A 13873-nucleotide genomic window follows, 5' to 3' on the forward strand; every position below is an offset into this window, starting at 1 on the left:
TCACCGTCACGACGGCGGGCCGCGGCATCCACCGCGCGCCCGCCGTCGGCGTTCGTGCGCTGACTAGGCTGACGGGGTGAAGATCGCCCGTTTCAGCCACCAGGACGCCATCCGCTACGGCATCGTCGACGAGGGCGAGCTCGTCGTGCTCGCCGCCGACCCGCTGTTCGCCGGGTTCGAGACGACGGGGGAGCGCGTGCCGCTCGCCGACGCGGCGCTGCTGGCTCCGGTGATTCCGCGGTCGAAGGTCGTGTGCGTGGGGAAGAACTATCACGACCACGCGGCGGAGATGGGCGGTGAGGCGCCGGCGGCGCCGTTGCTGTTCCTGAAGCCCAACACCGCGGTCATCGGCCCGGGCGATTCGATCGTTCGTCCGCCGCAGTCCGAGCGCACCGACTTCGAGGGCGAGCTGGCCGTCGTGATCGGCCGCATCGCGAAGAACGTCCCCGCCGATCGGGCGCTCGACTACGTGTTCGGGTACACGGTCGGCAACGACGTCACCGCGCGGGACATCCAGTACTCCGACGGCCAGTGGACGCGCGGGAAGGGCTTCGACACGTTCTGCCCGCTCGGTCCGGCGATCGAGACCGAGTTCGACATCGCCTCGGCGCGGGTGCAGACCCGGCTCAACGGCGAGGTGGCGCAGGATGCCCCGCTGACCGACATGATCCACTCGGTGCCGGACATCATCGCCTACGCGTCGGCGGCGTTCACGCTGCTGCCGGGCGATGTGATCCTCACCGGCACGCCGGCGGGCGTCGGTCCGTTTAACGCGGGCGACACCGTCGAGGTCGAGATCACCGGTCTCGGCGTGCTGCGCAACACCGCACGCAACGCCTGAGGTCGGCGAGGGCGCGTCGTTCGACGGCTCGACGCGCCGCCCGACGTGCGTCGCTGCCGGAGCTCGGCGAGCAGGTCAGCGACCGAGCGCGCGCGCGGCGAGCTCGACGTCGTCGGCGTCGTTGAACACGTGGAACGCGACCCGGGCGCGACCGGCGCGTCCCGAGGCCGTGATGCCGGCTGCATTCAGGCGTGCGAGGTCGCACCCGGTCGGGTCGGCCCACGTGACGATCGCGCTGCCGGTCGCGGGAAGCTCGAGGCGGGCGCGGAACGCGTCGGCGAGCGTGCGGGTGTGCGCGTGGAGAGCCGCCGGATCGAGTCCGGCGAACAGGGCGAGCGCCGGCGCGGCGCCGATGAACGCCTGCCAGGCGGGGGAGACGTCGAAGCGCGACGCATCGGCGGCGAGGGAGACCTGGCTGCCGTAGCACGAGGTCCACGGGTCCTCGCCGGCGCACCATCCCGCCTGGCGGGCGGGGATGTGCGGCTGGAACCCGGCGGAGACGGCGAGCACAGCGACACCGCGCGGTGCGCACAGCCACTTGTAGGTATGGCAGATCAGGGCGTCGAACGCGCCGCCGTCGACGGGCAGCCAGCCGAGCGCCTGTGTCGCATCGCAGAGCGTGCGCGCGCCGTGGCGGCGGGCCGCGGCGGTGATCGCGGCGGCATCCGCGATCTCTCCCGTGGCCGACTGCACGAGCGAGAACGCGACGAGAGCGGTGTCACCGCGCACCTCGTCGGCGAGGCGCGCGAGCGGCACCGACCGCACGCGGATGCCGCGCCCGGCGTGCACGAACGGCATCACGATCGAGGAGAAGTCGCCCTCGACGCACAGCACCTCGGCGCCGTCGGGCACCGCGGCGGCGATGAGCGCCGCGAGTACGGACGTCTGCGACCCGAGGGCGATGCGGTCGGCGCCGACGCCGAGCAGCGTCGCGGCGTGGCGGCGGGTCTCGGTGACCGCGAGCTCGTAGCGGGCGAGGTCGGGCTGTCCGGAATACGCGGCGTCGAGGTCGGCGCGCAGCGCATCGCGCGACGCCCGGGGCGGCAGCCCGGTGGTGCACGCGGCGAGGTAGCCGCGACCGCCCGCGAACTCCGCGCGCGCGTCGGCGATCGTCAGCGCGGGGGAGAGTGTCGCGGGTGCCATGTCTCCAGCGTGACAGGGAGGCATCCATTCGTCTAGGACATGTTGTGGATCGAAAACATGCGATCCGTTTATGATTCGAGGATGTCGCTCCCCACCCCCGATCCCGGCTTCGACGCGCACTCGCTGCGCCTCGTGAAGGCGATCGCCGACACCGGATCGATCACCGCGGCCGCCGCCGCGCTGGGCTACAGCCAGCCCGCGGTCAGCCAGCACCTCAAGGCGCTCGAATCCCGGCTGGGCGTGCCGCTGGTCGAGCGGGTGGGGCGGCGTGTGCGACTGTCGGAGGCGGGGCGCGTGCTCGCCCGGCATGCGCCGACCGTGACGACAGCGCTCGAGGCGGCGGCGGGGGAGCTGGCGGAGCTGCGGGGGCTGAAGTCGGGACGCGTGCGCCTGGTCGGTTTCCCGTCGGCGTCGCCCACGGTCGTGCCGCGGCTGCTCGCCCGGCTCGCCGAGACGGTCGCGGGCGTGACGGTCACCTACGTCGAGGCCGAGCCGCCCGCGGCGGTCGAGGCCGTGCGCGACGACCGTGCCGACATCGCGCTCACGTTCAGCTACCCGGGTGACCGCGATGATCCGCATCGGGCGAGCGCCCAGGGGCTGTCGGTGCGGGAGATCGCCGTCGAGCCGATGATCGCGGTGCTGCCCGCGACCCACCCCGCTGCCGCGCACACGACGGTCGATGTCGCGTCCCTCGCGTCCGACGACTGGATCGCCGGCTGCCCGCAGTGCCGCGGACACCTGCTCGAGCTCTGCGACCGTGCGGGGTTCGTGCCGCGCATCAGGTTCGAGACCGACAACTTCGTGGCCGTGGAGGGCCTCGTCGCGCAGGGGATCGGGGTGGCGACGCTGCCGCGGCTGGCCGTGGCATCCTTCCCGGCGCTGCCGGGCATCGTGACCGTGCCGTTGCCCGCAACCGAGCAGCGCACGCTGCACACCGTCACCGCTCACGGCGCGGACCGGGTGCCGGCGGTCGCCGCCGTGCTCGCCGCGATCGCCGAGGTGACGGCGGCGGTGGCCTCGGGCGGCGACGGCCCGGCGAACTAGACTGGACGGCGATGTCTTCCGCACCGCACCCCGCCACCACGACCGCCGCCGGACCCGACGTTCGGGTGCGGTTCTGCCCCTCGCCGACCGGCCTTCCGCACGTCGGCATGGTGCGCACGGCCCTCTACAACTGGGGCTATGCGCGTCACACGGGCGGCAAGCTCATCTTCCGCGTCGAGGACACGGATGCCGCGCGCGACAGCGAGGAGAGCTACCGCCAGCTCGTCGACGCGCTCACCTGGCTCAAGATCGACTGGGACGAGGGCGTCGAGGTCGGCGGCCCGCACGCGCCGTATCGGCAGTCTGAGCGCACCGCGATCTACGAGGACGTGCTGACGAAGCTCGTCGCCACCGGGCTCGTGTACGAGAGCTACTCGACTCCCGAGGAGATCGACGCGCGCAACGAGGCGGCCGGCCGCGCGAAGCAGCTGGGCTACGACAACCACGACCGTGACCTCACCGACGCGCAGCGCGAGGCCTTCCGCACCGAAGGGCGCGAGCCGGCGTTCCGGCTGCGGGTGCCCGACACCGACCTGACCTACGTCGACCTGATCCGCGGCGAGGTGACATTCCCGGCCGGATCCTTCCCCGACTTCGTCATCGTGCGGGCGGGCGGCAAGTTCCTCTATCCGTTCACGAACCCGGTCGACGACGCGCTCATGGGCATCACCCACGTCATCCGCGGCGAGGACATCATGCCGTCGACCGCGCGCCAGCTCGCGCTGTACGACGCACTCATCCAGGCGGGCGTCACCGACTTCGTGCCCCGCTTCGGCCACATGCCGCTGGTGCTCGGGGAGACAGGCACCAAGAAGCTCTCCAAGCGCGACCCGCAGGCCGACCTGTTCCTGCAGCGCGAGCGCGGCTTCATCCACGAGGGCCTGCTGAACTATCTGGCGCTCCTCGGCTGGTCGATCGCCGCCGACCGCGACGTGTTCTCGCTCGAGGAGTTCACCGCCGCGTTCGACATCGCCGACGTGAACCCGAATCCGGCCCGCTTCGACCAGAAGAAGGCCGAGTCGATCAACGGGGACCACATCCGCCTGCTCGCCCCCGACGACTTCGCCGCCCGCATCGTGCCGTACCTGCAGCACGCCGGTGTCATCTCGGATGCCCCGACCCCCGCGGAGACCGCGCTGATCGCCGCCGCGGCACCCCTCGTGCAGGAGCGCGTGCAGGTGCTCGGCGACGTGCCGGGCCTCCTCGGCTTCCTGTTCACCGACTCCGTCACCTACGAGGACGACGCCCTCGCGGGGCTTCCGGCGAACGCCGGCGAGGTGCTGGTCGCGTCGGTCGGTGCACTCGAGGAGGTCGCCGAGCAGGGGTTCGACGCGGCATCCGTGCAGGACGCACTGCAGGTTGCGCTCGTCGACGGCCTCGGCCTCAAGCCGCGAGTCGCCTACGGCCCGCTGCGCGTCGCGCTGAGCGGTCGCCGGGTGTCGCCGCCGCTGTTCGAGTCGATGGAGCTGCTTGGCAAGCAGGCCACCATCGCCCGCCTCGATGCGCTCGTGCAGCGGATCGGCTGACCGCCACCGGCGTGCCGCGAATTGGCGCGCGGGGAGGGCGTCGGGTAGACTCGACCCTCGGTGCGACTGAGGTCGTTCACCCCCTTGGGGTATGGTGTAATTGGCAACACGGCTGATTCTGGTTCAGTTGTTCTTGGTTCGAGTCCAGGTACCCCAGCAAGATGAAGAAGCCCGGAAGTCCGCATCTCGCGGAGCATCCGGGCTTCTTGCTGTGCGCAGCGAGACTCAGCCGCGGTCGTGCAGCGTGACGTGGTATCCGTCGGGGTCGGCGAACGTGAACGTGCGGCCGAAGGGTCCGTCGAACGGTGCGGTGACGATGGGCTGGCCGGCGGCTGCCAGGGCGTCATGGATCTCCTGCACGCCAGTCGCGTGCAACCAGAGGGCGACGCCGAGACCCGGCTGCGCGACGCTGTCGAGATCGGTGCCGGCGACCAGGTCGCGCAAGGCGAAGGCGATGGGGGTCGTCGTGAAGACGACGGCGTGCGGCGGACCTGCGGGGGAGCGTTCGAGGCCGAGGAAGCCTTCGTAGAACGCCTGCGATGCGTCGAGGTCGCGCACCTGCAGCGAGACGAAATCGGGGCCGGTGACGGGCATGGGTGCTCCTTCGATCTGGTGTCAGATTTCTGACATGCCCGAGAGTATGTCAGAATACTGACATGAGTCAAGCCGGTGAGGCGATCGACCTCGACACATCGCTGGGATACCTGCTCAAACAGGCGGCCAGCGCGCTGCGCGCCGCCATGGAGGACGCACTTCGCCCGCACGGCATGACCGTCACCCACTACTCCTGCCTTGAACTGCTCGCGCAGCGGCCCGGACTCTCGAACTCCGAGCTCGCCCGCGGCGCGTTCATCACGCGTCAGTCGATGAACGTGCTGCTGCAGGCTCTCGAACGCGATGGGTCGGTGGTGCGGCCGGCTGAGGCCGCAGTGGGCAAGGCGCTGCCGGCGCAACTGACCGAGCTCGGTCGCGAGCGGCTGGCCGCGGCATCCATCGCGGTGAGAGGCGTCGAGAAGCGGATGCTGGTGGGCATGACCGACCCCGAACAGGTCGCGGCCTTCGGCGCCCTGCAGAGCATGGTGCGCGCGCTTCGCTCCTAGGGGCGGGCGCCGACGCGGATCTCCTGCAGCGACCAGGAGTTGCCGTCGGGATCGCGGAAGTGCGCGTACAGCACCCCGCCCATGTCGTCGATGCCGCTCACGGTCGCCCCTCGCGCGACAAGTTCGTCGCGGGCCGCAGCGACGTCGTCGACGACGAGGTGAAGGCCCGTGATCACCGACTCATCGGGCGTGGGGAGCCCGAAGCCGGTGCCGAACGCGATGGAGCACGCCGAACCCGGCGGGGTGAGCTGCACGATGCGCATGCCCTCCCGCGGGCTCACATCGTGGTCGAGGTGGAAGCCGATCACATCCCGGTAGAAGGCGATGCTGCGATCGACGTCGGAGACCGGGATCGGGACGAGTTCGAGCTTCATGTCCATCGGATGCCTCCTTCTCGGGTCGGCTCGAGGTGCGGGCCGCGCGGCCCACACTACTCACGCCGAACACACGACGACGCCCCATCGGTCGCGCGGCGGAGCCGCAGCGACCGATGGGGCATCGGTGTTCGAGATCAGTGCGCGGCGACGGGCAGCGCGTCGGGGTCGGCGACCGTCGCGACCGACGTGCCGCGGCCCTTGCGACGGAACAGCAGCACCGAGAGCACCGCGCCGACCGCGAAGAAGATCGCGCCCGACACGTAGGCCGCCTGGTAGCCCGCGATCGCCGCCGACTCGCCGAGCGTGGGCGTGCGCACCGTCTGCGCGGCGATGTAGTTCGTCACGGCGGTGGCCGCGATCGTGTTCAGCAGCGCCGTACCGATCGATCCGCCGACCTGCTGGCTCGTGTTCACCATCGCCGAGGCCACGCCCGCGAAGTGGCGGTCGACGCCCAGCGTCGCTGTCTGCATCGAGGCGGGCATGATCGAGCCCATCGCGAACCCGAGAACGAGCAGCGCCGGCAGCACGTCGGCCGCATAGGTGCTGTCGAGCGAGAGGCGGGTGAGCAGCAGCATCCCGATCACTCCCAGGACCATGCCGAACGGCACCATCACCTTCGCGCCGAGGCGGGGGAGCAGCAGGTTGGTCGACAGCTGCGCGGCGATCACCAGCATCACGACCATCGGCAGGAAGCCGAGGCCGGTCTGGATGGGAGTGAACTTCAGCGAACCCTGCAGGAAGTAGGTCAGGAACAGGAAGATCCCGAACATGCCCGCACCCGCGATGAGAATCGAGAGGTAGGCGGCTGCGCGGTTGCGGTCGAGCACGATCGTCAGGGGCAGGAGGGGGTGCGACGCGCGGCGCTGCCACAGCACGAACGCGATCAGGAAGACGCCCGCGGCGGTGAGCACGCCCCACGCAAGCGGCGAGTCCCAGCCGTCGGTCTCGGCGTTGGCGAAGCCGTAGACGATGCCGAACAGACCCGCCGACACCAGGATGGTGCCCGGCACATCGAGCTTCGGACGCGGACCGTGACGCTCGATGCGGCCGACGAAGACGATGACGCCCACGATCGCGACGACGGCGATGAACACGTTGATGTAGAGGTTCCAGCGCCAGTCGAGCTTCTCGGTGAGGAACCCGCCGAGGAGCAGGCCCACGGCGCCGCCGGCGCCGGCGATCGCACCGAACACTCCGAACGCGCGCGCACGCTCGCGCGGGATCGTGAAGGTCGTGGTGAGCACGGCCAGCGCCGTCGGGGCGAGCAGTGCGCCGAACGCTCCCTGCAGGGCGCGCGAGGCGACCAGCACCTCGAAGGTGGGGGCTGCGCCACCGAGAGCGGATGCCGCGGCGAACCCGACCAGGCCGATGATGAACGCCGGCTTGCGGCCGATCAGGTCGGAGATGCGACCGCCGAACAGCAGCAGTGCACCGAAGGCGAGCGAGTAGGCCGTGATGACCCACTGGCGGTCGCCGTCGGAGAAGCCGAGGTCGGCCTGGGCGGAGGGGAGGGCGATGTTCACGACCGTCGAGTCGAGCACCACCATGAGCTGCGCGAGGCCGACGATGACGAGAGTCAGCCAGCGGCGCGACGAGGGAGCCGAGGGAGTGGAGGCGGCCGGGGCGGTCGCGGTGGGGGAAGTCATGACGGTCACTCTATACGGAACTGAGGCGTTCCGGAAATGAAAAGTTCTAGAACTCTTTCGTACCGATTCGACGTACACTGTGAGGACACCCCCGCGAAAGGAGACCGCTGCGATGACGCCGCTGGATCTCGTCGACCCCGTCCTCGCCGAGCCCGACCTGTCCGATGTCGAGGGTGTGAAGCCCGGCCGCAAGCGCGATCACACGCGCGACCCGGAGATCCTCGACGCCGCCCTCGAGGTGCTCGCCGAGACCGGCTACGACGGCATGACGGTCGACATGGTCGCCACGCGGGCCCGCGCGGGCAAGGCCACGCTCTATCGCCGCTGGCCCTCGAAGGCCGAGCTCGTCATCGACGCCGTCGCCTGCATGAAGCGCGGCGCGTACGACCAGGACTCGCTGCCCGACACCGGCACGCTGCGCGGTGACCTCGTCGCCATGATCAAGGCTCCGTCGATCGAAGACGGCGAACGCAAGCTGCAGATCATGGCGGGCATCGTCTCGATGCTCTCGCGCTCTCCCGAGCTCGCCGACGCCGCGCACGACGCACTGGTCGAGCCGCGCGCGGCCGCGAACCGCTTCCTTTATCAGCGCGCGAAGGACCGTGGGGAGATCCCCGACGGGCGCGACCTCGAGCTCGTCGCGACCGTCAGTTCGGCGATGGTCGCCCACCGTGTGCTCATGGAGCGTAAGCCGGTCACGCGCGAGTTCCTCATCTCGGTCATCGACCACGTGGTGCTGCCGGCGCTCGGCATCCCGCGCGACTGACCCGCAGACGCACGAGCGGGCGCCGGATCCCTCCGGCGCCCGCTCGCTGTGTCGGCGCTCAGGCGTGCGGAACGATGACCGCGCGCGCGGACAGCTTGCCGTCCTGCAGTAGGTGGTACGCCTCGAGGGCGTCGTCGAGCGAGAAGCGCTGCACATCCGGGGTGATCTGACCCGCCCGGTACATCTCGACGACGTCGTGAAGGTCGGCCACCGTGCCCCAGTACGAGTTCGTGATGACCGACTCGTAGGGCGTCGTGAAGAAGTTCCACGACACGGTGCCGCCGGCGATGCCGACGACCTGGATGCGGCCTCCGACCGCGACGCTCTGCTGTGCGAGCGCGATCGTGGGAGTCGCGCCCACGAAGTCGAACACGGCGTCGACACCGCGCCCGCCGGTGAGCTCGCGGATGCGCGCGGCCTGGCCCTCGCCGCCCGCGACGGTGACGGCACCACGCTCGGCGGCGAGCGTCATCGCGTCCTCCTTGGTGTCGGTCGCGATGATCGTCGCACCGGTGAGAGCCCGCAGGATCTGCACCGCGATCTGCCCGAGTCCGCCCAGGCCGATGACGAGGGCGAACGCGCCGCCCTTGTTCAACTGCGGCAGCGCGAGCCGGATCGCGTGATAGGGCGTGAGGGCGGCGTCTGCGAGGGGCGCGGCCGCGACCGGATCGGCGTCGCCGAGCGGCACGAGGTGCGCGGCCGGAACCGTCACATACTCGGCCATGCCGCCGTCGCGACCGAGGCCGATTCCCTGATACGGCAGCGTCGCCGCGTTCTCGCAGTAGGTCTCCGCGCCCTGCACGCACGCGCGGCAGTGGCCGCATCCGGTGGGTCCGTAGACGAGGTACGCGTCACCCGGGGTGAAGCCGGTGACCCCGGCGCCGACCGCCTCCACCCAGCCCGAGGTCTCGTGGCCCAGGGTGTACGGCGGGGTGAGGCCCGACACGCCGGTGCTCTCGTCGAAGTCGTGGAACAGCGACACATCGCTGTGGCAGGCGCCGGAGCCGGCGACCTTCAGCAGCACCTCCCCGGGACCGGGCTCGGGGCGCTCGACCTCCTCGAGAGTGGGGAAGGTCTTCCAAGCCGTCAGGCGTACAGCACGCATCGTCACGTCCTCCAAGGCGTCACAGTCCGAAGGCCCGCGCGCGGGTGCACGACGGGCCGGCGCCCGCGTCGCCGGTGCGGCTCGCGCGTCGTAACTAGACTACGCCTGTCGAACAGTTCGGATGCCGCGGCCCGGGGCTGCGGCATCCGTCACATCGCGGCGCCGATGTAGCTGTACTTGACGAACACCTCGGGCGCGATGCCGGCCTCGAGCAGCACGTCCTGCACGGCACGCAGCATGTAGGTCGAGTCCCAGCCCATGTAGAGGTGGTGGGTCGCGTCGATCGTGTCCCACTGGCCGTTCCATGCCCGCTCGGAGAAGATCGGACCGCCGTTGCGCTCGGTGAACCGCACGACCGCGGCACGGTCATCGGCCCAGAGTCGCGTGATGATGCGATGGAAGAGGTAACGCACGTCGTACACCTCCCAGTGCTCGCCGCGGTACTCGACATAGGAGAACTCGCGCTCCCAGCCGTGCGGCCAGCCGCGCCGAGGCTTCGCATCGAGGATCGGGGTGAGTCCGTCGTCGTCGATCTCACCCGTCGCCGCGCGCGGCCAGGTCGCGACGAGCGCCGCGGTGAGCTCTGCCGTGCGCTGCGCGATCGCGGCCGTCGACCATTCGGCGATCTCGGCGACCGCCCGCGTCTGCGGGATGGCGCTCGACCCGAGCAGGCGGCGCTTTGTCGGATAGGGAGCATCGATCGCATCGATCGCCAGCTCGTCCTCGAGGAGCACCACGTTTCCGAGACTCTGGGCGAGGGCGCGATAGGCGTTCTGCTCGTCGTCGCTCAGGTCGCCCCAGAGGCGCACGCCGTCGGGCGTCCAGTCGTCGCCCGGCGCGAGCGGTGCGATGTGGTCGACGATCACGTCCGGATCTCCGTCGCGCGAGGCGAGCCGGCCCAGCACGTAGCCGGGATGCGGCACATCGCCGAACTTGAGCGCGACGCGCACCCGCTCGTTCGAGGGGGTGATGCGGGCGACCGCGTGGATGAGCGACGACTCGCCCTCGCTGTGCGCACGGCACAGCCGGGCCACGATGCGGTCGTTCGGCACCCCGACGATCTCGCGGCGCAGCAGCAGGGACTCGACGCTCTGCAGGGTCGTCAGCAGTTCGGCGTAGGTGCGGTGACCCGACCCGTGGTCGGCGATCGCCCGCATCGCGAGGGGGAACGCCACCCGGCCGAACGTGCCGATGCCCGCCGTGTGCGTGCGTACCGCAGGGTCCGGCTCGAGCGACGGGTCGAGCAGGCGACGATAGATCTCGGCGAACGCGCGCCACTCTGTTGCGTGGCGACGCAGGGCTGCGGCATCCAGTCTCGGGAACCGCTGCCGGAACGCGTCGTAGACCGAGCGATGACCGGATGCCGCCAGCTCCCGCCCGGTCGTCATGATCAGGTAGTGGCGCCAGAACGCCGCGATCGCCTCGCCGGTGGCCCGCTCGATGGGCAGCCAGTAGTCGTCTTCGATCTCGGTCTGCTGCTCGCGCGTGAGTCCCATGAGCACGTAGTTGTGGATCAGCTCGTGGTCGCGCAGCGGCTCGCCCGTGGAATTGAGGCTCTCGAAGGTCTGCTGCGCGTTCGCCTCGGCGCCGAGCGCGATCGCCACGTGCTCGAGCCGGGTGAGACCCCGCCACACCGCGGCCGCGTCGTGCACGCCGATGCGGCTGCGGAAGAACGCGTAGTTGTCGTCGAAGCGCGACGCCCGCTCAGCGTCGTCGCGCGAACGGCGGTCGAGCACGACTTCCTCGAACACCTCCGCCCACGCGCGGTGGGGGCGCAGCTTCGTGCGGGACGGATCATCCGCCCGCACCAGCACGCGGCGCAGCTGGGCCGCGAGCGGAGGGTCGGTGTCACGCACGGTGTGCGCGAGTGCCGCCACCAGCAGCATGAGGGTCGTGATGCGCTGCTGCCCGTCGATCAGCACGAGCTCGGTGTCGGCGGCGTCGGTCGACGCAGTGGAGAGCACGGAGCCGATGAAGTGGGTCTGCCCGGGTTCGGCTGCGGCGACCGCGCGCACATCGGCGAGCAACTGCTCGCACCCGCCGATGTCCCACCGGTACTGCCGCTGGTACACCGGAACCACGATGTTGGTGCCGGGAGATGACAGCCAGTCGATGGTGTTGACCGCGGATGCCTCGATGTTTCTGGCTGCTCCCATGATGGGGGATTTTACCGGCCCGCCCCCGGGGTCGTGGGAGGAGGCAAGGGTAGGCTAACCCGCGCCGGGCCTGTTAAAACTTCGCTGGCCCCTGGACGAAAGGCTGACCACCTCATGGGTTACATCACCTCCGCCGCGCTCGAAGAGACCGGCTACGTCGTTCTCGACAGCTACAACAAGCCGCTCGACCCCAAGGAGTGGCTCGACATCGAGTACGTCGACTGGAAGTCGTCGGGCGACACGCGCTTCGCACCGCTTGCAAGCGCCTTCGGCGAGATCGAATGCAACGGCTTCTGGAACCACAAGCCGCCGCGCACCGACAAGGACGGCGTGTGGATCCCCGCCCAGACGGAGCTCGCCCCGACTCTCACCGAGCGTGCGCTCGAGCCGGGCGCGAACGTCGGCCGCTGCCGCATCATCGAGCTGCAGCCCAACAGCTACGGCGACTGCCTCTACAACCTGCACCAGGACGACAACAACCGCCTCAACCCCGACGGCACCGGCTGGGTCGTGCGCGGGTTCTTCAACCTCACCGACGACACCGAGAGCTACTTCGTGCTGCGTCACAACCGCACCGATCCCGAAGGCGAGGTGCGCATCGCGCTGCCGGCCGGCGCGCAGCTGATCATCGACACGCAGCGCCTGTGGCACGCCGCCACCCACCTCGGCAACGAGCCCCGCTACTGCCTCATCACCTCGTGGGAGTCAGGCCCCGAGCTCGACGCGTACATCGAGAAGTACCACGGCGTGAACCACGTCGAGAGCGTGCCGATCTCGCAGGAGACCCTCGACGCAGGCCAGGCCGAGCAGGCCCGCCGTGACGCGGCCCGCGCCGCCTATTATGCCGCCAAGGGTCAGGCCGAGCTCGCGGCGCAGACCGCGATGAGCGAGGCCTGAGCCGCGGCATCCGTCAGACGCCCCGTTCCGCAGCGGCGGAGCGGGGCGTCGTCGTTCGTGCGGGCAGCGTCCCGTGCGTGGAGACAGGCGATCTGGCGAGAACAGGACGGATGCCGCGGCGTTCTCCTGCGCTCGTGTGATCGCCTGCGTGCGGTGCAGCGCCGCGGCCAGACGCCGCCCCGCGGCGGCGCCGGGCGTCTCGCGCGTGGAGACAGGCGATGGCGCGAGAACAGGACGGATGCCGCGGCGTTCTCCTGCGCTCGTGTGATCGCCTGCGTTCGGTACAGCGCCACGGCGAGAGGTCTCTCCGCGGCGGCTCGGGGCGAGGCGGGCAGACCTCGCGCGCCGGCACGGCGAGCCGGGCAGATCTAGCGCGCCAAGTCGGCGAGGGCCGCGCGCGCCTCGGCGGCGTAGCGGGGGTTGTCGTCGCTCGCGCACAGCAGCACGGCGATGAACGCCGCCGCCCAGCCGCGCGCCCGGAGGGCGAGCGGGCTCCCCTCGTCGACACCCGCCTCCGCCAGGAACCGGGCACGGTCGACGGGCGAGAACGCGAGCCACCCGACGGCGATGTCGTAGCAGGGGTCGCCCGCGGTGAGGTCGCCGAAATCGATCAGCGCGACCAGGCGCCCGCCCCGCACCACGACATTGCCCGGGTGCAGGTCGCCGTGGAGCCACACCGGCGGCCCGATGTGCGGTTCTGCCGTGAGGGCGTCGTGCCACGCGGCATCCAGAAGTGCGTGCTCGGCAGCCGACACCGGAGCCTCGCGCAGCCGCGCCCGAATCGACGCGTCCCGGGCCGCAAGAGGCACTCCGCGGAACGGATTCTCGGGGAAGGATGCCGCGGGCATGTGCAGCGCGGCGATGCCCGCGGCGAGCGGGCCGGCCCACGCTCCGCGCTCCGCGCGCGGCACGTCGATCGCCGCCTCGCCGTCGAACCACGGCACGAGACTCCACGGGAACGGTGTCGCCTCGTTCGCGTGCACCGCGACCAGGGGAGCGGGGGCGCCGACTCCGGCGGTCGCGAGACGGCGGGCGATCGCCGGCAGGAACTCCTGCTCGTGCCGCACCAGCGCATCGGCGACCTCGCGCCGCGGCAACCGGGCGGCGTGGTGCTCGCCCACCCGCCAGAGTGCGCAGTCCCAGCCCTCCGCGGCGAACGCGAGCGGAGCCTCGGCGAACTCGGGCGTGGCGGCCCGCAGCAGCCCACGCACGAGCAGCTCATCGATCACGCGGTCGGCCGCGGGGGAGTCCGGCATCCGATCACCTTAGGCC

13 protein-coding genes and 1 tRNA gene are annotated in these 13873 nt (G+C 70.8%); 7 read left to right on the plus strand and 7 right to left on the minus strand.

Annotated elements, in window-relative coordinates:
* Nucleotides 1-76: 76 nt before the first annotated feature.
* Nucleotides 77-841, plus strand: a complete 765-nt coding sequence (locus BGO15_RS07060; protein ID WP_056206984.1) for a fumarylacetoacetate hydrolase family protein — start codon at nucleotides 77-79, stop codon at nucleotides 839-841.
* A gap of 75 nt (nucleotides 842-916) precedes the next feature.
* Here BGO15_RS07060 and BGO15_RS07065 read toward each other — a convergent pair whose 3' ends face one another.
* Nucleotides 917-1984 (minus strand): aminotransferase class V-fold PLP-dependent enzyme, encoded by a 1068-nt coding sequence (locus BGO15_RS07065; RefSeq protein WP_056206981.1) that lies wholly within the window; start codon nucleotides 1982-1984, stop codon nucleotides 917-919.
* An 81-nt stretch (nucleotides 1985-2065) separates the two neighbouring features.
* Between BGO15_RS07065 and BGO15_RS07070 the strand changes: the two genes are divergently transcribed.
* The 3 genes from BGO15_RS07070 (at nucleotide 2066) to BGO15_RS07080 (ending at nucleotide 4711) form a co-directional block, all read left to right on the plus strand.
* The gene (locus tag BGO15_RS07070; RefSeq protein WP_056206979.1) at nucleotides 2066-3028 is read left to right on the plus strand and encodes a LysR family transcriptional regulator; all 963 of its coding nucleotides are present in this window, start codon (nucleotides 2066-2068) and stop codon (nucleotides 3026-3028) included.
* An 11-nt stretch (nucleotides 3029-3039) separates the two neighbouring features.
* The gene (gene gltX / locus BGO15_RS07075) at nucleotides 3040-4554 is read left to right on the plus strand and encodes a glutamate--tRNA ligase (protein WP_056519892.1); all 1515 of its coding nucleotides are present in this window, start codon (nucleotides 3040-3042) and stop codon (nucleotides 4552-4554) included.
* Between the two features lie 85 nt (nucleotides 4555-4639).
* Nucleotides 4640-4711, plus strand: a tRNA-Gln gene (locus BGO15_RS07080).
* Between the two features lie 68 nt (nucleotides 4712-4779).
* Here BGO15_RS07080 and BGO15_RS07085 read toward each other — a convergent pair.
* Nucleotides 4780-5148, minus strand: a complete 369-nt coding sequence (locus tag BGO15_RS07085; protein WP_056206977.1) for a VOC family protein — start codon at nucleotides 5146-5148, stop codon at nucleotides 4780-4782.
* Between the two features lie 62 nt (nucleotides 5149-5210).
* On the opposite strand from BGO15_RS07085, the gene BGO15_RS07090 reads away from it, so the two are divergent.
* Nucleotides 5211-5654, plus strand: coding sequence for a MarR family winged helix-turn-helix transcriptional regulator (locus BGO15_RS07090; RefSeq protein WP_056206975.1), 444 nt, complete (start codon nucleotides 5211-5213; stop codon nucleotides 5652-5654).
* Here the strand turns inward: BGO15_RS07090 and BGO15_RS07095 are convergent.
* Both BGO15_RS07095 and BGO15_RS07100 read right to left on the minus strand, forming a co-directional pair.
* The gene (locus BGO15_RS07095; RefSeq protein ID WP_056206973.1) at nucleotides 5651-6034 is read right to left on the minus strand and encodes a VOC family protein; all 384 of its coding nucleotides are present in this window, start codon (nucleotides 6032-6034) and stop codon (nucleotides 5651-5653) included. The two genes, BGO15_RS07090 and BGO15_RS07095, sit on opposite strands and share 4 nt — an antisense overlap.
* A 131-nt stretch (nucleotides 6035-6165) precedes the next feature.
* Entirely contained in the window at nucleotides 6166-7677 is a 1512-nt protein-coding gene (locus tag BGO15_RS07100; RefSeq protein WP_056519889.1) for an MFS transporter, read from the minus strand.
* 112 nt (nucleotides 7678-7789) lie between these two features.
* Here BGO15_RS07100 and BGO15_RS07105 point away from each other — a divergent pair, with 112 nt between their 5' ends.
* Nucleotides 7790-8443: a TetR/AcrR family transcriptional regulator gene (locus BGO15_RS07105; RefSeq protein WP_082483034.1), complete on the plus strand. Its 654-nt coding sequence runs from the start codon at nucleotides 7790-7792 to the stop codon at nucleotides 8441-8443.
* Between the two features lie 58 nt (nucleotides 8444-8501).
* Here BGO15_RS07105 and BGO15_RS07110 read toward each other — a convergent pair whose 3' ends face one another.
* Nucleotides 8502-9548: an NAD(P)-dependent alcohol dehydrogenase gene (locus tag BGO15_RS07110; protein ID WP_045248564.1), complete on the minus strand. Its 1047-nt coding sequence runs from the start codon at nucleotides 9546-9548 to the stop codon at nucleotides 8502-8504.
* 149 nt (nucleotides 9549-9697) lie between these two features.
* Complete coding sequence (locus tag BGO15_RS07115; protein ID WP_056519887.1) at nucleotides 9698-11704, minus strand: DUF262 domain-containing protein; 2007 nt, start codon at nucleotides 11702-11704, stop codon at nucleotides 9698-9700.
* Between the two features lie 114 nt (nucleotides 11705-11818).
* On the opposite strand from BGO15_RS07115, the gene BGO15_RS07120 reads away from it, so the two are divergent.
* Nucleotides 11819-12601 carry a hypothetical protein gene (locus BGO15_RS07120; RefSeq protein WP_056206971.1) on the plus strand — a complete coding sequence of 261 codons (783 nt, stop codon included), beginning with the start codon at nucleotides 11819-11821 and terminating at the stop codon, nucleotides 12599-12601.
* A gap of 368 nt (nucleotides 12602-12969) precedes the next feature.
* On the opposite strand, the gene BGO15_RS07125 is transcribed toward BGO15_RS07120, so the two are convergent.
* Nucleotides 12970-13857, minus strand: coding sequence for an aminoglycoside phosphotransferase family protein (locus BGO15_RS07125; protein ID WP_056206968.1), 888 nt, complete (start codon nucleotides 13855-13857; stop codon nucleotides 12970-12972).
* Nucleotides 13858-13873 lie beyond the last annotated feature (16 nt).

Source organism: Microbacterium sp. 71-23, assembly GCF_001897265.1.
GTDB classification, from domain to species: domain Bacteria; phylum Actinomycetota; class Actinomycetes; order Actinomycetales; family Microbacteriaceae; genus Microbacterium; species Microbacterium ginsengisoli.